General features: G+C 71.7%; 14 protein-coding genes. 12 read left to right on the top strand and 2 right to left on the bottom strand.

The annotated features are described in order from the left end of the window. Positions 1–4 precede the first annotated feature (4 nt). Genes ACH4S7_RS32360 through ACH4S7_RS32305 form a run of 12 tightly spaced genes read left to right on the top strand, consistent with a single transcriptional unit; the run spans position 5 to position 17,362 of the window. Positions 5–1,186: a phage late control D family protein gene (locus ACH4S7_RS32360; RefSeq protein WP_398524937.1), complete on the top strand. Its 1,182-nt coding sequence runs from the start codon at positions 5–7 to the stop codon at positions 1,184–1,186. Further along, positions 1,183–1,884 (top strand): phage baseplate assembly protein V, encoded by a 702-nt coding sequence (locus ACH4S7_RS32355; RefSeq protein WP_398524936.1) that lies wholly within the window; start codon positions 1,183–1,185, stop codon positions 1,882–1,884. The genes ACH4S7_RS32360 and ACH4S7_RS32355 overlap by 4 nt, the downstream gene beginning before the upstream one ends. Continuing rightward, positions 1,881–2,285: a GPW/gp25 family protein gene (locus ACH4S7_RS32350; protein ID WP_398524935.1), complete on the top strand. Its 405-nt coding sequence runs from the start codon at positions 1,881–1,883 to the stop codon at positions 2,283–2,285. Before ACH4S7_RS32355 ends, ACH4S7_RS32350 begins: the two co-directional genes overlap by 4 nt. After that, a complete protein-coding gene (locus ACH4S7_RS32345) occupies positions 2,282–4,228 on the top strand; it encodes a putative baseplate assembly protein (protein WP_398524934.1) in 1,947 nt (648 codons plus the stop codon). Before ACH4S7_RS32350 ends, ACH4S7_RS32345 begins: the two co-directional genes overlap by 4 nt. Then, on the top strand, positions 4,225–6,255 hold the full coding sequence (locus ACH4S7_RS32340; RefSeq protein WP_398524933.1) for a putative baseplate assembly protein: 2,031 nt from the start codon (positions 4,225–4,227) through the stop codon (positions 6,253–6,255). The genes ACH4S7_RS32345 and ACH4S7_RS32340 overlap by 4 nt, the downstream gene beginning before the upstream one ends. Beyond that, entirely contained in the window at positions 6,252–8,201 is a 1,950-nt protein-coding gene (locus tag ACH4S7_RS32335) for a phage tail protein (RefSeq protein WP_398524932.1), read from the top strand. Before ACH4S7_RS32340 ends, ACH4S7_RS32335 begins: the two co-directional genes overlap by 4 nt. A gap of 12 nt (positions 8,202–8,213) precedes the next feature. Then, positions 8,214–9,548: a hypothetical protein gene (locus ACH4S7_RS32330; protein ID WP_398524931.1), complete on the top strand. Its 1,335-nt coding sequence runs from the start codon at positions 8,214–8,216 to the stop codon at positions 9,546–9,548. 2 nt (positions 9,549–9,550) lie between these two features. Then, positions 9,551–11,593, top strand: a complete 2,043-nt coding sequence (locus ACH4S7_RS32325; RefSeq protein ID WP_398524930.1) for a hypothetical protein — start codon at positions 9,551–9,553, stop codon at positions 11,591–11,593. After that, positions 11,590–12,729 (top strand): hypothetical protein, encoded by a 1,140-nt coding sequence (locus tag ACH4S7_RS32320; RefSeq protein WP_398524929.1) that lies wholly within the window; start codon positions 11,590–11,592, stop codon positions 12,727–12,729. The genes ACH4S7_RS32325 and ACH4S7_RS32320 overlap by 4 nt, the downstream gene beginning before the upstream one ends. A gap of 2 nt (positions 12,730–12,731) precedes the next feature. Beyond that, a complete protein-coding gene (locus ACH4S7_RS32315) occupies positions 12,732–13,262 on the top strand; it encodes a hypothetical protein (protein WP_398524928.1) in 531 nt (176 codons plus the stop codon). Further along, a complete protein-coding gene (locus tag ACH4S7_RS32310; RefSeq protein WP_398524927.1) occupies positions 13,259–15,250 on the top strand; it encodes a hypothetical protein in 1,992 nt (663 codons plus the stop codon). The genes ACH4S7_RS32315 and ACH4S7_RS32310 overlap by 4 nt, the downstream gene beginning before the upstream one ends. 6 nt (positions 15,251–15,256) lie before the next feature. Then, on the top strand, positions 15,257–17,362 hold the full coding sequence (locus ACH4S7_RS32305) for an ATP-binding protein (protein WP_398524926.1): 2,106 nt from the start codon (positions 15,257–15,259) through the stop codon (positions 17,360–17,362). Positions 17,363–17,396: 34 nt separating this feature from the next. Here the strand turns inward: ACH4S7_RS32305 and ACH4S7_RS32300 are convergent, their stop codons facing one another. Both ACH4S7_RS32300 and ACH4S7_RS32295 read right to left on the bottom strand, forming a co-directional pair. Further along, positions 17,397–17,831 (bottom strand): hypothetical protein, encoded by a 435-nt coding sequence (locus ACH4S7_RS32300; RefSeq protein ID WP_398524925.1) that lies wholly within the window; start codon positions 17,829–17,831, stop codon positions 17,397–17,399. A 43-nt stretch (positions 17,832–17,874) separates the two neighbouring features. Then, the gene (locus ACH4S7_RS32295) at positions 17,875–21,255 is read right to left on the bottom strand and encodes a hypothetical protein (RefSeq protein ID WP_398524924.1); all 3,381 of its coding nucleotides are present in this window, start codon (positions 21,253–21,255) and stop codon (positions 17,875–17,877) included. Positions 21,256–21,745: the final 490 nt, after the last annotated feature.

The following is a 21,745-nucleotide window of genomic DNA, read 5'->3' as shown; positions in this document are numbered from 1 at the left end:
CGCGATGAGCAGCCCCACACCGGAGGTCGCCTCTCCGGACCGGTACGCGCCCGAGTTCGAGGTACGGGTCGAGGGCCTGGCGATGGACCCGACCACCAAGAACGACATCATCGACATCAAGGTGAACCGGGACATCGACGAGATGTCAGGCTTCGACCTCACCCTCAACAACTGGGACGACGCCAACCTGACCTTCAAACACAGCGATTCACCGGCGTTCCGGCTCGGCGGCCGGGTCTCGGTCCGCCTCGGCTACGCCGACAAGCTGCTCACCGTCGCCACCGGGACGATCAGCACGCTGAGCCCCAAGTTCACCGACGGCGCGTCCCCGACCGTCGCGGTCAGCGGGGTGGACGGGCTGCTGCGGCTCAAGGACCGCAAACCGGCCGAGAACGAGGTCAAGATCTACCGCAATCAGCCCGACTGGCGGATCGCCGAGCAGATCGCCCAGCGCAACCACCTGCGGATCGAGGTCACCCGGGAGGGCCCCGTCCACGACCAGGTGGTGCAGAAGAACCAGGACGACGCCAGCTTCCTGCTGGAGCGGGCGAAACGGCTGGACTTCGACTGCTACATCCTGCCGGACCCGGTCTCCGGCGAGGACACGCTGTACTTCATCCGGCCGACCGACGGCCGGGACGGCCGCCCGATCCGGGTGTACCGGCTGGCCTACGCGCCCGGCCTGACCACCGGCCCGACCGCCCAGCCCGCGGGGCTGATCCCCAACCTGCTGGACTTCACCCCGACGCTGACGGTGTCCCAGCAGGTCGGCAAAGTCACCGTGCGCGGCTGGGACCCCCGTACCAAACAGCCCATCGCCTTCACCGCGACCGCCGAGAACCTGCCGGCCGGACAGAACACCGCCGACGGGCAGAGCGGGCCACAGGTCGCCGAGAGCACCCTGGGAGGCCGGCAGGACGTCCTGGTCGACGCGCCGGTCACCAGCGACCAGGAGGCCCGCGAGCTGGCGATCAGCCTGCTGCGCGAGCGGGCGTACGAGTTCATCACCGCGACCGGCCGGGTGGCGGGCCTCCCCGAGCTGCGGCCGGGCGACAACCTGGAGATCTACGGTCTCGGGCGGCGGTTCTCCGGCACGTACTTCGTCAAACGGGTCGAGCACACGCTGAACACCAGCGGGTTCTTCACCCAGTTCACCGGCCGACGGATCCATCAGGGGGACCAGTGACGACCAGGACCACGCCGCGCTCCCGCAGCACCGACCAGCGGTACTACGGCGTCGTCGAAGCGCTCGTGGTGGAGAGCGACGGCGATGACGAGGGCCGGGTCAAACTGAAGTTCCCCTGGTTCGACCAGAGCACGGTCACCGACTGGTGCCGGGTCAGCCAGCTCTACGCGGGCAACGGCTACGGCTCCCTCTTCGTCCCCGAAGTGGGCGATGAGGTGCTCGTCGCCTTCGTCCACGGCGATATGCGATTCCCGATCGTGCTGGGCGGCCTCTACAACGGCGAGGACAAACCACCGACCGCCCGTACCGAAGGCCGGGACCAGAAGATCATTCGGACCAGACACGGCCATCAGGTGCTGTTCGACGACACCGAGTCGAAGGCCGCCGTGCGGATCACCTCGGCCGCCGGCCATGTGGTGGAACTGGACGACCAGGGCAAGGCGATCCGGATCACCGCCGCGGAGGGGGGCAGCGTCACCGTCACCGCACAGGGCGAGATCACCCTCAAGGCCCCGAAGGTGACGGTCGACGCACCCGACATCGACCTCGGCGGCGGCGCCACCGAACCCCTCGTCCTCGGCAACGCGCTGCTCGCGGCGTACAACCTGCACACGCACCCGTCAGCGGCCGGGCCGACCGGTCCGCCGACACCACCGCTCACGGCCGCCGTGCTGGCCAAGAAGGCGAGAACGGCATGAGCGAGGAGTTCCTCGGAACCGGGTGGCGCTTCCCGATCCTGCCCGACGAGGCCGGCCGGCTCGGCTACGCGGTCGGCGAGCAGAGCATCGAACACTGTCTCCGGGCGCTGCTGCTCACCGGCGTGGGCGAGCGGGTCATGCGGCCCGATCTCGGCACCCGCGCGCAGGAATCGGTGTTCGCGCCCGGCAGCGTCCAGAGCCTCCGCGACCTGGAGAACTCGATCGCCGACGCGGTCCGCGTCCATGAGCCCCGGGTCGCCCTGGACGAGGTCCGCGCGGAGACCGACCCCACCGACGAGACCCGGGTCACCGTCACCGTCGTCTACCGGACCCGGCAGAGCAACACCAAGGCCAACCTGGTGTTCCCGTACTACCTCGGCCTCACGGGGAGCACACCATGACCGTGCCCGCGCCGAAGCTGGACGATCTCACCTGGGCCGAGATGATGGCCGCGATCCGCCGTCGGATCCCGGCCGAATCCGGCGGCACCTGGACACTGCACGCGCCCGTCGACCCCGGTGTCACCCTGCTGGAGCTCTTCGCCTACCTGCTGGAACAGCGGCTCTACTGGCTCGATCAGGTGCCGGACACCCTGGTGGTCGCCGTCCTGCGGCTGCTCCGCATCGAACCACCACGCCCAGCCGGGGCCGCGGCCACCGTCCTGCGGCTCGCCACCGGCGCACCGGACAGCAGGGTCCCCGTGGTCCCCGCCGGCACCGTGCTGTCCCGGGACCCGCTGGGGAAGGTCGCGTTCAGCCTCGACGACGAGGTGGCCGTGTTCCCGCTCGACCCGGACGGCGAGGTCACCGTATGGACCGACCGCGACCGTACGGCGGACCTACGGGCCCGTCGGGGGGTCGCCCTGCTGGCGAGCGACGGCGGCCCCGCGCAGGCCCGGTTCACCCTCCCGCTGACCGCTGGGCTGCCCGCGCCCGGCCCGGTCTCCCTGCTGATCGAGGTGGACGCGCCGGCCGCCGTCCAGCCGTCGTGGCTCACCGATCCCGACCCCTGCGTCCCCCCGCCGGCGGAACTGACCTGGTCCTGGTTCCAGGCGGGCGCCGACAGCGCCGTCCCGTGCGACGAGGTCGAGGACGGCACCGCCGGGCTCAGACGGTCCGGAGTCGTCCGGCTGCACCCGCCGTGCGGCTGGACCACCCGGGACGCCGGACTGCTCGTGTCGACCCCCGCGGCGACCTTCGCGGCCCCACCCCGCCTGCTGAGCCTGGCGGTCAACGTGTCCGTGGCCCGCCACCGCGAACGGCGCACCGCGACCGGGCCCGACCTCGCGGAGCAGATCCGCGCCTGGCTGAGACTCCCCGGCCAGCACCTCGTCCTGCCCGATGCCGCGGACCGACTGCTCGAAGCGACCCTGTGGCTCGCCGGGGACGAATGGCGGCCGGCACCCGACTTCACCTTCGGCGCGTCCACCGACCGGAGCTACGTCCTGGACCGGGCGGAAGGCGCGCTCGTGTTCGGCGACGGACTCACCGGGCGGATCCCGCACCCGACCCCGCAGGTCTCCGTCGACTACGTCATCGGCGGCGGCCGGGCGGGCAACGGCGGACTGACGGCGAACTGGCTACCGGTCGACGACGACACCGACCACGACGGGCTCACGGCCGCCAACCTCGTCCAGGCGTCCGGCGGCACGGACCCGGAGACGGTCACCGAAGCACGCCGGCGCGCGGCCGGATCCCTGGGGGAGGTGACCCGCGCGGTCACCGCCGAGGACTACGTCACCCTCGCCCGTACGACCCCCGGCGTCGCCGTCGCCCGCGCCTACGCCTCCCTCGGCGAGCACCCCGGCCACCCCTGCGACGCGGTGCCGGGCGCAGTGACCGTCCACATCGTCCCTTCGGTGCCCCGGGACGACCTCGACCGCGGGGACTTCGTCGCCGCGCCACGGCCCGACCCGGGCACGGTGCGCGCGGTCGCCCGGCGGCTGGCCGAAGCCCGACTGCTCACCTCCGAGGTCTTCGTCCGCGGACCGAGCTACCGCGACGTCGCGCTGCGGGTCGACCTCTCCGGCGCCCCGGCCGACCGGGCCCGGGTGTCCGCCGTGGTCACCGCGGCGCTGCGGCGCCATCTCGACCCGCTGATCGGCGGCGAGACCGGCGACGGCTGGCCGTTCGGCGAACCGCTGCGGCCGTCCGCCCTGCTGCGGGCCGCCCAACGGGCCCTGGGAGACCTCGCGGACGTCGCCGGGGTCGCGATCGGAGTCGACGGCGCCGAGGCGGGCGAGGACTGCCGTGAGGTACGGCTGCGCCCGGGTGACCTGCCCGTGCCACGGGTGATCCGGACCCGGATCGTGCCCGCCGTCGAGCCGGGGGAGGGGCTGGCGTGAACGACGACGTGTGGTGGGGGCGGGACGCACGGACCGAGGGACGGATCGTGCCGGGCCCCGGACCGACCGGCGTGCAGCCGGAGTTGACCGACGCCACCCGGGAGGCGGTCCGCGCGGCCGTCCGGAGCCGGATCGCCGGCTACACCCCCGACTGGACCAACCCCGACCGCCAGGACGCCGGAGTCGCGCTGGTCCGGCTCTTCGGCACCCAGCTCGAACCCGTCCTCACCCGGGTGAACCGGCTGCCCGAGAAGGTGCTGGCCGAACATCTCGCGACGGCGGGTGTGCGGCGCCGGCCGGCCGGCGCCGCCGCCGCGCTCCTGGAGTTCACGGTGAACCCCCCGGACGGCGCGTCCGTGCTCGTCCCGGCGGGCTTCCAGTGCGCGGCCTCCGGCCCGGCCGGGCAGGTGATCTACGAGACGGACGAGGACTTGTACGCCACGCCCGCCACACTCGGTGCGCTCGCCGTACGCGAGGCCGGCACGCCGGAGCCGCTGCCGCTGGGACCCTCGGGACCCGGCCGCCCGTTCGCGCCGTTCGGCCGCGACCCCGCGCCCGGCAACGGCCTGTGGATCGGACTGGCCGGCCCGGCCGGACCCTATCCGCTACTCTCCCTGGGGTTCGTGGTCGTCGCCCTGCCGCCCGCGCCCGCGAGCGCCGGCGGACTCGTCCTCCCGTCCACCGCGCCCCTGCTGAGCTGGGACGTGCTCGACGGCGGCCGGTTCGTACCCGCCGAGGTGGTGCGCGACGGCACGGCCGGGCTGCGTGCGAGCGGGACCGTCGTCCTGCGGGTGCCGCGCTCCTGGTCGCCGGGGAACCCGGAGGGGTTCCCGGCGGGCGGCCCGCTGCGGTGGCTGCGGCTGCAGATCGCCCACGGCGCCTTCACCGGACCGGCGCCGGTGCTGTCAGGACTGCGGCTGAACATGGTCGCGGCCACGGCAGCGCGCACGATCAGGGACGAACCCCTGCAACCGCTCCAGGACCCGGCCGCGGCCGGCCGCCGCCGGATGAAGCTGAGTCAGGTGCCCATCCTCGCCGGGACGCTGGTGGTGGAGGTCGACGACGATCCCGGCGCCGACGTGTTCGGCACGACGGCCGGCGCCGCGTCCCGGTGGCGGGAGGTGGACAGCCTCGCCGCGTACGGCGCCGACGACCGGGTCTTCACCGTGGACCACGCCACCGGTGAGGTCACCTTCGGGGACGGCGTGCACGGCGCCGCCGTGCCCCCGGGCTTCCGCAACGTCCGCGCCGTGCGGTACCGGGTCGGCGGCGGCGCCGCGGGCGCGGTGCGCACCGGCGCGATCAACGGAGTGGTGACCGCGCTGCCGTACGTCACCGGCGTCAACAACCCCTTCCCCGCCACGGGAGGGACCGACCCCGAACCCGACGCCGACGCGATCCGCCGCGGCGTCGGCGAGCTGCGCGCCCGCGGCCGGGCCGTCGCCCCCGCCGACTACGGGATGCTCGCCACCCGTACGCCCGGCGCCTCGGTGGCGCGCGCCCACGGTGTGCCCGGACTCCACCCCGACTTCGCCGGGGTGCCGATCCCCGGTGTCGTCGGCGTCCTGGTCGTCCCGCCGGGGGACGACTCCGGCGAACCCCCCGTGCCCACGGCCACGACCCTGCGGGCGGTGGCCGACCATCTGTCCCGCTCGGCCGCCCCGGCCGGTGTCACCGTCGTCGCCGGGCCCGTACGGTACCGACGGGTCGCCGTGGAGGCGTGGGTCACCCCGGATCCGGACCAGGACCGTGCCGCCGTGCTGGCACGGGCCGGTGACGCGGTGACCACCTATCTGGATCCGCTGCGCGGCGGGGAGAACGGCGCGGGCTGGCCCTTCGGCGGCGCCCTGCGGCACACGCCCCTGGTGCGCCGACTGCTGGCGGTCGACGGCGTCCTGGCCGTCTCCCAGCTCTCCCTGGTGGTCGACGGAGTGCGCCTGCCGCCCTGCGCCGACCACGCGATCCCGCCGCACCATCTCGTCTGGCCGGAGCGTCCGCTGCTCATCCCGGTGGGAGACCGCCCATGACCTGCGCATCGACACCCGCGACCTTCCGTCTGCTCGACGCCCAGGTCGGCTGGGACGTACAGCCCGACACAGCGGACGGCCTCGTCGGCTTCGAGGACCCGGCGGGGGTCCGGCTGGCCCACCGCGGCTCCTCGCCGGACGGCCCCACCAGGCGCCAACTGCTGCCCTGGTTCCCCGACCGCCGCCTGGCGCCGGGCTGCCGGCCCTGCACCTGGTACCTGCTCGTGCCCGGCCGGCCCTGGCTGCTGCGCCGGGACGCGTGCGACGGGGCGTGGCGGCCCGCCTGGCCGGCCGGCTGCGACCCCGGCCCGGGGCGCGGGCCGCTCTCCGTCGCCGCCGGGGGGCACCGGCTGGCCGTGGTGGAGTCCGGCCGGGTACGGGTGTGGCGCCGTGAGGGTGACCAACTCGCCGGTGTGATCCGGATCGCGCGGGCGCGGTGGGCGACACCGGCACCCGACGACGAGGTCCTGGTGGCCTGCGAGGGCGATACCCGCCTGCGCCGCTTCAGCTCGGTGGGACGGTTCCGTGGCGTGCTCCGCACCGGTGTGACCGGCGAGATCATCGGACTGCGGACCGGGCCGGGCCGGACGATCTGGCTGCTCACCGACGACGGCGTCCGACTGAGCGTCCACCGGGGCGGCCGGCGGCGGCCCTTCCACCCGGTCACCATGGACGAACTCGCCGCCGCCCTGCCGCCGAGCCCGCTGGTCTCGGCCGACGAGGACGGGTTCTGTCTGCGCCAGGACGGCCCGGACACCGCCGTGACCACCTGCTTCACCTGGCTGGGTGGCCCCAGGGACACCCCGCCGGCGGCGCCCGCCGACCATGTCACCTCGGGTTCGTACCTCTCCACCCCGATCGACAGCGGTATCTCGCGGTGCCGCTGGCACCGGGTCCGGGTGGACGCCGACATTCCGCCGGGCACCGCGGTCACCGTCGGGATCGTGGTGTCGGAGGACGACAAGTACGCCGCAACCGACTGGCAGACCTCGGCCCCCGGCGTCACCGACTTCCTCGTCGACCAGCCGCCGGGCCGCTTCCTGCGGCTGCGACTGCGGCTGTCGGGCGACGGCGCCGACACCCCGGTCGTACGCCGGATCCGGCTGGACTTCCCCCGGTCCACCAGCGCCGACCTGCTGCCCCCGGCGTTCCGGCAGGATCCCGCGGCGGACGACTTCACCGAGCGGTTCCTGTCGCTGTTCGACGCCTCGCTGGACGAACTCGACCGGGTGATCGAGCGGTATCCCGCGTTGCTGGACTCGGCCGGGGTCCCGGACCGCGTACTGCCGTGGCTGGCCGGTCTGCTGGGTCTGTCGTTCGAGGCCGGCTGGGATGCGCGGACCCGGCGCGCACTGCTGGCCGCGGCGCCGGAGCTGTACCGGCGTCGGGGCACGCCCTGGGCGCTGGAGGAGGCCGTGTCCATCGTCTTCGGGGCGAAACCGGTGATCGACGAACTGGCGACGGACCGCCGCTGGGCCCAGGTCCGCGGGACCGCCGTCGGTACGGGACCGGGGCTCGGCGCCGTCCGGCTGTTCGGCCGGTCGGCGAGCCGGTTCCGGGTGGGTGGTTCGGCCCTGGGCGCCGCGCCGCTGCGGGCGTTCGGCGACCCGGACACCGACCCGCTCACCGCGCACGCGCACCGGTTCCGGCTGCTGCTGCCGGCCGGCCGGGCGGACAGGACGGCGCTGCGGCGGCTGGTCGAACGGCAGGCGCCCGCGCACACGGTCGGATCGGTACGGACCGGCGGGGGCGGCTTCGTGGTCGGCTCCCGCTCGACGGTCGGCGTGGACACCGCGTTCGTCCCGCTGCCACCACCGGTACTGGGCGGCGAGCGCCCACTGCGGCTGAACCACGACGGAGTGCTCAGGCCGGGACCACGAGGGTCGCGCCACGGGGTGAGCGTCGGAGCCGTCTCCGCCGTCGGTGTGCACACACAGGTGTTCTGAGAGGACGGGGCGATGACCGAGACAGAGACGGAACGGACAGCGGGGTTCGACGCGCCCCCGCTGCGTAGGCTGCGGTACTTCCACGGCCAGATGCTGGGGGCCAGGGACTTCCAGCGTGAACAGGACTACCTCCGCGAGAAGCTGAAGCTGCGGATGCGCGCGCTGCTCGGCTACGGAGTGGTGTGCGGTCTGTACGTGGAACCGATGCCACCGGACGACGACTGTCCGGACGGGTCCGACGACACCGCCGCCACCGCGCCCCCGCACGACTCCACCGCGTCCGAAGAGCCCGAAGAGCCCGAAGAGCCCGAAGAGTCCATCGGGTCCACCGGGTCCGAAGAGTCCGCGGCGCGGGCCGCAGCGGATGCGGGTGACGGCGGCACGGACGGCCCCCGGCGCCGCCGGCGCGGGCCCCGGGTGCGGATCACTCCTGGGCTCGCCGTCGACTGCGACGGCAACGAGGTCGTGGTCCGCGGCGGCTGCGTCGTCGACCTCTGGAAGGCGCTGCCCCCCGACGAACGGGACACCGACACCGTCTGGGTGGGCGTCGCCTACGCCGAACGGCCGGTCGAGCCCACCCGCGCCGTCTACAACGACGGCTGCGCCGACACCGCCGACTGCGAGTACGGCTGGACCGAGGAGTGCCATGTCGTCCGCGTGACCGGCTGCGAACCACCACCGGACGAACGCTGCGACACCTGCTGTTCCCGGTGCGAGCACACCGTGCTCTGGCTGGCCAGGATCGACTGCGTCAACCGGTACGAGCCGGTCCGCGCCGACCAGATCCATCTGAACGTCCGCCGCCCCTTCGGTCGTCGGGTCCCCACGGTGATCACCGGCCTGAACTGGATCCACGGCCACACGTACACCATCGACGAGGCCAAGGCGCTGCTCGGCACCCAGGACGAGGATGCGGGTCTGGTCGTACGGTTCTCCGACGGCGTCCGGGTCGACTCGCTCCAGCCGGGCGTGGTGGAGATCCAGGTCATCGAGGGCGGTTCCGGCCGCAACGCCTCGACCTGGTACATGGGCGGCGAGTTCGCCGAGCCGACCGGTTCGGCGGAGTTCACCGACTGCTTCCGCTACCGGCAGACGACCCGCGAGTCGCTCCAGGACGGCGACCGGGTGCTGATCACCGTACGCTCCGCCTTCCTCCTCGACCGCTGCTGCCATCCGGTCGACGGGACCCACGTCGGCGGACGGGTACCGCTGATCGACGGCGGCTCGGACGAGTCCGCGGAGTGCGACGGCTGTGTCCTCCCCCCGTCCGGCATCGGACCCTGGACGTCCGGCACCGGCGCTGGCGGGGACGTGTTCGAGAGCTGGTTCTTCGTGAAGGAGCGCTGATCATGGGAACAGGATGCGGATGCGGATGCGGGGGCGCCTCGACGCGGCCCTCCGCCTTCGTCCGGCCCCGGTTCTTCGCCGGTCAGTTGCTGACCGAGGACGATCTGGGCCTGCTGGTCGACTATCTGACGGCGAAGAACAGACTGCACAACCGGTCGTTCTCCGGGCCGGGGGTGGTCTGCGGACTCGATGTCGCCTGCGACCCCTGCGGCGGCGGGACCGTGGTCGTACGGCCCGGCCACGCACTCGACTGCGCCGGCCACGACATCGTGGTGCCCTGCGCCGAACGGGTCGACGTCCGAGGACTGGTGCGGGAACAACGGATCGCGTCGCTCGGCGTGGACTGCGGCGACCCGTGCGACGACGACGGCGCGCGCCGCTACGGCCTCTTCATCCGGTACGAGGAGCTCTCGGTCGAACCCGTGACGCCGTACGCCACCGAGGAACCCTGTCCCTCGCCGGGATGCGTGCCGTCCCGGATCCAGGAAGGGTTCCGGTTCCTCGTCAAATGCGATGACGTCGAGGACCACCGGCACAATCCCGGCACCCGGCTGCTGGCGGCCCTGGGCGACCTGACCGGTGCCGACCGGGCCCGCAGCCGGGACCGGCGGCTCGGACACTACATCGACGCGATGTTCACCGCCGCCCTCGGCCCCGGCCGGACGGTCCGCTTCGACGCCGCCGACGCGCGACGGTACGCCGGCGGCCTCGGCTGGCTGCGCGAGAACACCGGCGGTACGGGGCCGCTGCCCGCGCCGGTGGCCCGTACCGCCACCGAGCACGTTCGCGCGCTCGCCGCGGCCATCGCCCGGTTCGACACCTACGACGGAGCCGGACAGGCCCAACTCGTCCGGGAGTACCCCGACCTCGGTGGCGTCCAGGACGCCCGCGCCGTGCTCGGTGCGGCGTGCGACCGGCTCACCGGCACCGACACGGAGGCGGTGTGGCCGGAGCCGCTGCGCCGTTCGATCGCCCGCGCCGTCGTCACCGAGACCAGGGCCCGGATCGTCCCCGGGTCGGGAGACCGGGACGCGCCGCTCGAAGTGCGGCTGCTGGCCCAGGGCACACCCCTGAGCCACGCACTGCGGGCCGAGTTCCGGTCGGACCTCCAACTGATCCGGGAGTGGCTCCTCGGCCGCCTCGAACAGTCGACGGGGCTCGCGGACTGCGCGCTGCGCGCCGATGTCGTCGGCGTCGACGTGCCGACGCCGCTGCCGACCCCGCCGCCCGACAGCGTCGAGAAGGTGACCATCGCCGAGCTGCGACAACTCGCGGACGCGGCAGCCGCGCTCACGACCGCCGTACGCCGATTCACCACCGAGGCGGCCTGTTCGACGCTGAGCCCGCCGTGCGTCGACTGCGCCGACACCGATGTGCTCCTCGCCCATCTCGAAATCGACGGCTGTGACGTCGTACGGGTCTGCTTCGCCACCCGGGAACAGGTCCTGCCCGGCGGCTCGGCGTACGGCGAATGGCTGCCGAAGCTCTACCGGCTGCGCGAGCTGGCCGAGCGCCTGTGCTGCCGGCCGGTGCCGGAGTACCAGAAGCCGGTGCTTCCCACGGAGGGCCCGGTGCCCCGGCCGTACGCCGAAGGACTGCTCGGTGACTGGCCGCGCACCGGCGACCTGGAGGAGATGCTGTCCCTGCTGCTGACACCCGCACCGGGGGAGACACCGCCGAAGGCGCTCCAGGAGCAGGTCTACACCACACCCAGCGAAGTGACGGACAGCCTGCGGGAACTGGCGGTGCTCCAGAACCGGGTCACCGATCTGACGGCCGCGCTGGAGGGTGTGCGGGCCCAACTGGGCAGCGCGCAGCAGCAGGTGAGCCAGGTCCGCGAGCAGATGCCGAACCGACTCGGCCCACGTCTGGAGCAGCTCGAAAGCGCCCCGCCGGAGCAGGGGCCGAAACAGGGTGCGGGACAGGAGTCAGGGCCGGCACAGGAGCCCGCGTCGGCGCCCGCTCCCGCTCCCGCGAAACCGCCCGCCAGGAAGCCACGGTCCCCGCGCACTCCGAAAACCGGTGAGGCCGGTGATACGGCATGACGGGCCCGCTGCGCCCCACGTTCCACGAGGGCCAGATCCTGGCCGCCGCCGACCTGTCGGCGACGGTGGAGTACGCGCGCGGCGTGGCCGCGCGGCACACGCGGTACCTGCACGAGTGGGGTATCGCCGAAGGGCTCGGGCTGACCGCTGACCCCCGTACTGATCCGCTGACCAACGCCCGCTACGTCGAGGTGAGCGTCTCGACGGGGATCGCCGTCGACGGAACCGGCCGCGAGGTGGTCGTCGCCGCGCCGGTCGTCCTGCGGGAGAGCGCCTTCGACGAGGTCAACGGCGCCGACCGGCCCACGGACGAGCCCTATCCGGTCTTCCTCACCTCCGCCGACCGGGACCCGGCGGGCTCCCCCCGGCCGGACTCGTGCGGCAGCGCCGCCGCGCCGACCCGGGTGGAGGAGTCGTACCAGATCCTCTTCGGCCGCCTCGGGGACGAGCGGCTCGTCGCCGAACAGCAACCCCCCGAGGTCGGTGCGCTCCCGGCCGATCCACCGGCCCGCTGGCTCGTCCTGCTCGGCTACGTCCGCTGGACCGACGGTCACTTCACCGGCATCGAGACCCGGGCCCGCGGGGTCGGGCCGCGCTACGCGGGTGTCCGCGCGGACACCGTCTCCGCCCGGTCGGGCTCCCTGACCCTGCGGACCACCCGTACGGTCCAGGAGGGCGAACCGGCGATCGTCCTCTCCGGCGGCGACCCGCCGAGCCTGGTCTTCGGCCTCTACCAGGGCAGCGGCACGGTCGCCCCGCTGATGACCGTGGCCGCCAACGGAAACCTGACGATCGCGGGCAGCTTCACCGGCCGGATGTCGGCCGGCAGCACCCTGGTCACCTCAGGGACGGCCACCGACGGAATGCTGCTGCCGCTGCCGTCGGGGGTCACACCGGAACAGATCGCCGACGGGCGGGTGGTACTGCATGTCCAACTGACGCCCCGGACGCCGCCCACCACGACCGATTCGACCCTGCACAGTCCGGTGGAGGCCGCCGTGGACGCCGACCGCCGGGTGCGGTGCCGGGTACGCCTCTTCGACCCGCTCGCGACCGGTGCCACGGTGGTCGAACAGCCCGGGGCGGTTGACTTCCTGGTCCTGGCGACGGTCGCGGCGACGAAAGGCGATGGCTGACGATGAGTCTCTCCGCGGTGTATGTGGCCGACACCGGCCATGTGGTGGGCGCGCTGACCCTGACCGGCGCCGACGCGTCCACCGACGTGGCGGCGCTGGTCGGACGGGCCCTGCCGGTACGGGTCTCCCTCGGTGCGGGCAGGACCGTGTCCCTTCCGCTGCCGGACCGGCGACTCGCCGTCGTGGCCGCCGACGACGAACCCGGCGCCCTCGCCGAACCCCTGGCCTTCGGCGTCGAGGTGACGCCCGACAGCAAGCCCAAACCGACCCTGGTGCGCCTGAAGTCGTGGGTCAAGGGACTGAGCCTGGCGAAGGACGGCCTCACCGTGACCCTGCCGTTCGCCACCGACCGTGTCACCCCCGTGGTCGCGCTGATCTCCGACGACCAGGACACCCATGTCCTCGCTGGTGTGATCGCGTCCGGGGGGACCCAGGTCACCCTCCCGGTGACGCTCTCCGCGGGGGACGAGCACGGTCTGCTGGTCCTGGTCGCCGGCTGGGCGGGACGGCTCACGAAGGAGGCCGTACGGTGAGTGCACCCGCCTCGCGGAGCACCGGCGAGATCACCGTGCACCAGTGCGTGGTGACGGTGGCCCGGCGCGGCGGGTGGAGCTGGGGGCCCGCTCCGCGGGACCTGGTGGACCAGGTCGTGGCCGCACTGCCCGACCTGCTGCTGGAGCATTTCGCGGAGCAGTTGACCGGCGACGGTCCGGACGTCGAGATCACCGAGGCGGTCACGGTGACGGTCCGGGCCGCGCCGCACCGGTGGTCAGGCGGTGCCGGGCCGCCCTTCGACGTACAGGTCACACCGGCCCCCGTGGTGGCCGAGACCACCCCCGCGGCGCCCGGCACCGGCCCGGAGTCGGGCCCGGATTCCTTCGCGGCGTCGTTCGCGGATTCCTTCGCCGGTTCCTTCGCCGGTTCCTTCGCCGATTCCTTCGCGACGACGGAGCGACCCCGGTCCGTGCCCCCGGCCGCCGCGCTCTTCCGCGAACTCGCCGAACGGGACGAACTGGAGGCGCTGTTGGCGCTGCTGCCCGACGCGTCGGTACGGGCCTACGCGCTCGCGCTGCTCGGCGCCGACGACGCCCTGGCCGGCAGGCTGCTCGCGGAACTCGCCCGGCGCGCGCCGCCGGACCGGGTGCGCGGGCTCCTGTCGGCAGCGCCGGGTGATCAGGCGGCACCCGGCGCCGCACCGGGCACGGTCGGCGCCCCGCTGGAGCCGGGCGAACTGACCACTCTGATAGCCGCGTTCATGGCGCGGGCGGACCGCGAGGAATTCGTCCGGCTGGCCGATGCGCTGCCCGTCCCGCACGGTGCAACGACCGCCGCCCGTCCTGCCCAGCCCTCGAAGCCGTCCCCCGCCGCCACCCCCTCCTCGACTCTCCCGCCGTCGTTCTCCCCGTCCGCCACCCGGACCGGCGAGCGCGACGGCGGGCGGGACGGGTGGAGCCCGTCGGCCGGTACCCCCGGCAGCCCCCCGGACAGCGGTCCCGCACGGTCGGCCCTCGCGTCCCGCCCGACCGGAGAGGCACGGATCCGGTCCGTCCTCCCGTTCCTGCTCGCCGGACCCCTCGCGCGGATCGGGTACCTCGACGCGATCGGCCCCGCGCTGGCCGGACTGGAGCTGGAAGACGACGCGCCCCTGTTCGCCACCGCACTGGCGTACAAGGTCCTCGGCCCGACCGGACGCCGCTGGCGCCGCGCCGAACAGGACAAGGAAGCCGCGGCTGCCTTCGCCGGACTCGACCCACCCGTGCCCGAGGAACGGCTGGTCGCCTTCGCCCGCCAGGCGCGCACCGCGCTCCCGGTGCTCGACGGCGTGCTCGCGCTCTCGGTGTGCCGGGGGCACGACCCCGCCGACCCCCTGCTGCTGACGGCCGCCGACGATCTGCTGCTGCTCGTCGACGCCCAGGGCATGTTCCCCATCGCCTGGGCACCGACGACGGCGGAACTCCTCCCGTACTGGCGCATCTGTGGGCGCCCGCCCGTCCTGCTGTGTGCGGCGCCACCACACCCCGGCGTCCTCCGGGAACTGGCCGTCGCCGGCGTACGGTTCCTGACTGCCGTCCGGCCACTGCGCGGCGACCCGGTGACCCGGCTGCCCTGGCGCACGCCCCTGTGGGCCGGCCGGGGTACCGACCCCGACCCCCGTATGGCCGCCGCCCTGCCCGGCCATACGGAACGCCTCGAAGAGCTGGTCCGCGCCCTGGTCGCCGAACGCCGGGCGGTCCCACTCGCCCAGGACGGCACGCTGGAACGCGGCGTCACCCTCGCCGCTGCCCTCGGACTCAGCACGATCGCCTGGACGCTCTGGCGTGACCGGGAGACACCTGACCCACTGCTGGCCCTGACCCGCTTCGCCGACCTGGAGGCCACCGTCCGCTTCGACCCCGCGGCAGTGCGTGTACGCGTCCCCATGGGCCGTCGCCACGCCGACCTGTTCCGCTCCGGCCTGCTGGCCGACGTACCCGACGTGGTGTGGCTCGGCGGCCGGACCCTGACCTTCTCCGGCGGGTGAGACACGATGAGCGAACTGGCGGTGGAACACCTGCGGATCCGGCTCACCTGCCTGCACCCGGCGCTGCGAACCGCCGTCGAACACCAGGCGGGGATCGCCGCGCGGCTCACCCGGCCGGACCTCACCCCGTACTGCGTGACCGATGAACACGTCGGCCTGCTGCTCGATGAGGTGACCGCGTTCACCGGCGCCCTGTCCGAACCGGACCGGGCGACACCCCTCGAACCGGTCGCCGAACAGGAGCTGCGCCGCCGCGCATCGGCCGACGGCGTCACCCTCCCGCTCGACGCGCTCGCCACCCGGTACGGCCTCACCCGCGCCGACCAGGACGCGCTCCTCCTGGTCGCCGCGCCCGAACTGGACCGGGGCTACGAACGGATCTACGCCTACATCGTGGACAACCTCAACCGACGGCTGCCCAGTGTCGAACTCCTGGTCACCGTCGGCGCCCGCACGCCCGCGGCACGGTTGACCCGCCGCCGCGCCCTCGGCCCGACGGCACCGCTGCGCCGGTACGGACTCCTCCGTGCGTACGGTGAGGCCCCGATCGACCTCGCCCAGGAACTCGTCCTCGGACCGGGGACGTTCGAGTTCCTGCTCGGCTGGGGCGGCGATGTCGGACTGCTCGGCCATGACCCCGGCGACGTCGCGCCGTCCGACCGGCCGGTGCATTCCCCGTATCTGTCGTCGGACCGCCTCACCCGGCTGGGCGGCGCGCTCGGCGCGGGCGATATCGACCTCGTCGGCCTGTGGGGCTGCCCGCCCGACGGTCAGCTCGACGCGGTACGGGCCCTGGCCGATGCGTCGGGCAGCCGGCTGCGGAGTCTGACCTCCGACCCCGAGACCGACGTACGCGCGGCGGCGGCGCTGGGCGCGATCCTGTGGATCCCCACCGACGACCTGCACACCGAGCCGCGCCGCCCCCTCTCCGACGCGATCACCGCCGCGCTGCTCCGCTCCCGGACCCCGGTCTGTCTGACCGGCCTCAAGCCCTGGCGCCCCGCCGGTCTGCTCGCCGCGCGGACCTACGCCGAACTGACCGTCCCGAAACCGGGATTCATCGACCGCCGGGCGATGTGGTCCGCCGCGCTGCCCCATCTGAACGGCGCCTTCCTGGAGGACCTGGCCGTCCGGTACCGCATGAGCGGCGGCGAACTGCGCGCCGTCGCATCGGTCGCCGACGCCGGCGCGCGCCTCGCCGGCAACGGCCACCCGGAACCGGTCGCCGACCATGTCGAACCCGCCATCGCCACCGTGACCCGGGGCCGCAGCGGCAGCGCCGTCCGCTCGATCGTGCCCCGCCGCACCGTCGACGATCTCGTCCTCCCCGAGACCCAGTTGGGGCAGCTCCTGGAAATCGCCTCGGCCTTCCGCGCCTGGCCCCGTATCGCGGAGGACTGGGGCTTCGCCCGCAGCCAGGCCCACGGGGGCGTCAAGGCCCTCTTCACCGGCGAACCGGGGACCGGGAAGACGATGTCCGCCGAGATCGTCACCGGCATCCTCGGCCTGGAGCTGCTGAAGGTCGACCTCGCCCAGGTCGTCTCTAAATGGGTGGGGGAGACGGAGAAGAACATGGAGACCGCGTTCCGGCAGGCGGAGGAGAGCCATGCGGTCCTGCTGTTCGACGAGGCGGACGCGCTCTTCGGTAAGCGCGGCGATGTGAAGCAGGGCACCGACCGGTACGCCAACATGGAGGTCGGCTACCTGCTCCAGCGCCTGGAGAGCAGCGACGGTCTGGTGATCCTCACCAGCAACCTCAAGGACAACATCGACCCGGCGTTCACCCGCCGCTTCCACTTCGTCGTCCACTTCCCCCGGCCGGGTATCCCCGAACGCCGCAGACTCTGGCGCCTCGCCTTTCCCCCCGAGGCCCCGCTCGCCCCCGATGTGGACCTGGACATCCTCGCCCGCCTCGACATGACGGGCGCCGGCATCACGGCCGCGGCCCGCACGGCCGCCCTCGCGGCGGCCGACAGCGGCAGCCCCACGATCGACATGCGCCACGCCATCCACGGCGCCTCCCGCCAGTTCCAACGCGAGGCCCGGCTACTGAGGCCGTCCGAACTGGGTCGGTACGCGGATCTGCTGGGGGAGGGCGGGGCGCGGGGGTGAGGGGGCTGTTACTCATCGGGTCTCTTCGGCCGCTTCACCAGTGCTTGGTGTCTGTGCTGGCGATTTCTTTGAGAATATCCGATTTCATCTCGGAGAACTCGTTGTCGTTCAGAGTGAGATAGAGGTGGGCAAAAATGGAAGTTCCAAGGTCAATGGTATGGTCGTACAGCATGGATTTGATCTTGTCGACTCTGTCCGGTGGTGGATTTTCAGTCCCTCGCATATCGGCAGTCAGTTGACGAAGCAGCCGCCAGTTCTCCTCGGGTACGGTTACCATTTCTCGCGTCAGTGAACTCCGAGCTGCTTTCATTACGGGTGATTCTGCCCTCTCATGGAGCTTCATCAGTAGAATCAACCGGTCCAGTGCTCTTTCTGGGTCAGTGCCATGGAGTCCCTGGGAAAGCTTCTCCATCTGTTGATGTTGTTCCATCAGGCGGTTGAGGGATCCGTATGTCCGCTGTTCACTCATGCTTTCCGTCCTCTGTTTTTCTCGACCTTCGGTCGCCGTGCGGTCATGGCATCTGAATGAAGGGGACGCTGTTGATTTTCTTCGCGTTCTTGATCCCGCCTTCGGCGAAAATACTGACAAACTCGGGGCCGACCCAGAATTTACTTGCGTATGTTGCCCGCTCGCCGGCCGAGTTCTGAGATCCTTTGGAGAGATTGTATCTTTGGGTCACCCATCGGAGGTTTTTTCGATCGGTTGCCCTTGTCCATCGCGCACCATCGCCGGAATCATGCCCGATGTCGACCCAATGTTGCGCGAGTGAGTCCATATGGTCTACCTGATATTTCACCCCCCTGATGTCGGAGATGAGGAACTTACCCGCACTGAGGTAGGTCTGTGTAGCTGTATCCGGGAGTACTCCTTCCTTTGCCAGTCTGGTGAGTATCTCGATGGCCTTCGTCCGGTCTGTCAGCTTGTTGACCTTGTCCAGCTCGATCCCGAGTGCTGCCTTGTCCTCTTTGATTACGCTCTTCTTCACCCTTTCCCATCCGGAGCCTCTCAAATACAGTGCAGAACGAACGTCGATACTTTGCGGGAGTCCGCGTTCCTTGGGTACCTTCTGTGCCATGACCTCTTGGAGGCTGTTGATCCCCAAGCCTCTCAGGGAGGTTATCTCCCGGGCAATTTCCGCGAGTCTAACGTCAATGTAATCCTGCATATTAGCTCGCGCCCGAGTGAAAGAGCCGAGGCTTCGGTAACTGCCGGCTCTGGTTCGCTTATGGCCAGACAGCTTCGAAAACTCTTGTTTGAAGAGATTGAGGTCTGCTGCGGTCAGGGCTGAACGTAGAACCGAGATGATTCCGTTCTTTCTGGCTTCCGGCATGTTCTTTTCGGCGGCGGAGATTGCTCTGATGAGGATTGCGTCAATGTCCCCCGCGTTGCTGCTGGCGATAAGGATGACAATGCGATCTTCGTCTCCCTTGGCGGTAAGTGTGTGCTTCTCCTCCGGTAGAGAGAAAGCCTTCTTTCGAAGGAGCCCAGTTACTTTGTTCGGGAGGTTATTTTTGTCCGACGGCTCGGCGGAGAGGCGTGACGGCTTCTTCTGGTCATTGCGACCGATTCGCCGGCTTCGGTGTTCGGATGGCTGAGATTTGCGCAGACCCTTCGGGTATGTGGACTTCCCGCTCCGGGATCCCTTCCTGTCGAACGTGGACTTGGTCCTGGCCCAGAGCCTTTTGACCAGCCCGACGGCTTTGTCGATGACGTGGTCGATGGCGCGGTTCACCGGTCGGGTCATGGCTTGGACGATGGTCTTCACGCGGGAGGCGATGCCGCCGACGCCGAGGAGGGCGGCGAGGGCGCCGAGGAGGACGGGGATGGAGCGGGCGAGGGCGCGTTCGATCATGGCGGGGACGCCGGCGGTGGCGCCCTTGGCGATGGCGATCACCGAATCCAGCACGGCGTTGACGAAGGCGATGATCTGGCGTGCCTGGGTGACGATGAAGGTGACGATGTCGATGATGAGTTTGACGGCGCGGACGAACGCGGAGGCGGGGTTGAGCAGGGAGAGGATCCAGGTGATGCCCGCGGTGATGATGGTGGGGGTGACGTACTGGATCACCTTGTCGATGAGGTTCTTGCGGAGGTCGCCGACGCGGTGGCGCAGGTCGTCCCACATGCCGGCGACCCCGCGCCGGCGGACTTCGGCGACCAGCGGGACCGCGGTCTCGGCGGCGGCGACGGCCTGCTCGGGGACCCGCCGGGTCAGACGGGCCCGGATCGCCGGCCAGGTCAACCCGAGGAGTGAGGCGAGCATGGTGAACACGCCCCGGGTGTCGAACCTGGCGGGGAGTTGGAGTCCGGCCTCGGTGGCGCGGCCCAGGAGCCAGGACATGATGCCCTGTTGGAGGTGGCGGCCGATGTTGCGCAGGAACAGGCGCAGCCCCGCACCCACGGCGTGGGCGAGGTTGCGGAGGAATCCGATGGGGTCTTTGAGGATGAGCATGACCGCGGAGGCGGCCTTGGCGAGCACGCCGAGGAGGAGGCGTTTGAGTTCGAGGATGGTGTTGATGACGGACTTCACCGCGTTGACGGCCTTGTCGACCAGGCCCTGGTTCTTCTCCCGCTCGGCGGCGATCTCGTCATCGACCGCTTTCAACGCCTCGGTGTATTTGGTGGCGAGGGTGTCGACGAGCTGCGTGCCCTTGTCGTCCACGGACTGGGTCAGTTCATCGAACTTCCCCTCGAACTCGGCCGCCGCCTCCCGCCCGATCGTTTGCAGATCGGCGGGGAGTTTCTTCACCGCGGTCTGGAGTTCGGTGCGGCCCTGGGCGATACGCCGCTTCGCCCGGTCCAGCTCCGATCCGATGGTCCCCGCGACGTCCGTGATTACCTGCCGCATCCGCAGCAGATAACCGTCCCGCGCCCGGTCGAAGATCCGGTCCGCCTCCGCGGGCAGCCCGAGAAGCTTGTCCTTGCCCCAGCGGATCAACCCCCACCTGCCCGAGTACCGCCGGTCCTTGTACTCGTCCATCTTCTGCCGGTGCTCACGGGTGAACCAGTCCCGTGCCTGCTTCTCACCGCGGCCGAACTTGTCGTCCACCCGCTTGTCGAGCCCGGTGAGGATGGCTTCGACGTCCTGCTTCATGGTGTCGAAGACGCCCTGCAAGAGTGTGGTGACCTGAGCCCGCTTCTCCTCGTCCCGGCTTTTCGCGCCGGTCTTGCCCGCGCCGACCCGCTGCCCGGTCACCACCCGCTCGGCCCCGATCGCACCCATCGCCGCGGTACCGGTCTGCTGCGCCTGTGCGGTGCCGGCCCGTAGCTCACCCGCCTCGTGCTTGCGCAACCGCCCCGGGGCCACCTCGGAGTGACGCTCCGCTGATTTCTTCGCGCCCAGCGCCTTCGCGAAGGACGGTTCGTTGGAACGGCGCAACTGTGCTTCGGTCACCTGGGCGTCCGCCATCTCCCCCGTCACCTGGGCGGGGCCGGCCGACATATCCGTCGCCGACGCGGGGAGCTTGTCGGGGACGGCGCCCCGCGGGTCGGGGGCGCCGGGAGTCCCCGGGGGCCGGTCGGCAGTGAGCGGGACGACCGTTTTCGTCACGGCCGCGGCGGTGTCCGGGGGCGCGGCGGTCGTGGAGGCGATCTCCTGCGCCGACGCCTGCTTCCCCGCACCCACCGACCCCTGCACCTGATCACGGACCTCGTCCGCCTTCCCCGAATCCGCGAACTTGTCCGCCTGATCCAGGTTCCTCGGCGCCTTCTCCGCGATCGCCTGCTCCACCGCCCGGATGAACGCGCCCTGATCGAACTCCTTCGGCTTCGCCTCATGCATCTTCTCCGCATTCGCGGCCTTGCCCTGCGCCTCCTCATCACCCTGCGGCGCACGAGCCGCGGCCTGCGCCGCCACCGCCTCCACCCGCGCCGGCGGATGCGACCGGGCCACCGCCCGCCCCTTCCGCCCCACATCCCTCTTCAACGCCACGAACTTCGGATCCCCATCCGGCCCCGACCGCGCCCGACCACCCTTCCCACGACCCGAAGCCCCACCAGCCGACTCCCCCTTGCCCGGCTGCCCCTTCGACAATGGCGCGTCGGCCGCACCCGGCTTCCCGGGCCCGGGTTCCGTACGCCGGGCCGCCGCGACCGCGCTGTTGCCGACCCGGTCCTGCCGGGCGGACGGAGCGCCCGGCGGCCGATCCGGGGAGCGCGGTGGCGACGCGGGTCCTGGCCCGGCCGTCAGAGCCGCCGTCACCGCCGCGTTGGACAGTGGTGGGTGGGAGCGTGCCGCGGGGTGACGTGCCTCGGGCCGGTCTTCGGCCGGGGACACGGATGCCGTCTTCGATGCCGCGGGCCGCGGTGTCAGTGCCTTCGCCGGTGGCATCGGGCGGTGGCCTCCCCACGCTGCGTCGACACCGACGGAACCCGGTGTCGCC

The sequence above is a fragment of the Streptomyces sp. NPDC020965 genome, from assembly GCF_044333555.1.
Taxonomy (GTDB): domain Bacteria; phylum Actinomycetota; class Actinomycetes; order Streptomycetales; family Streptomycetaceae; genus Streptomyces.
Note: the sequence above shows the minus strand (reverse complement) of the source record. Positions and strands in the feature narration are given on the sequence as shown.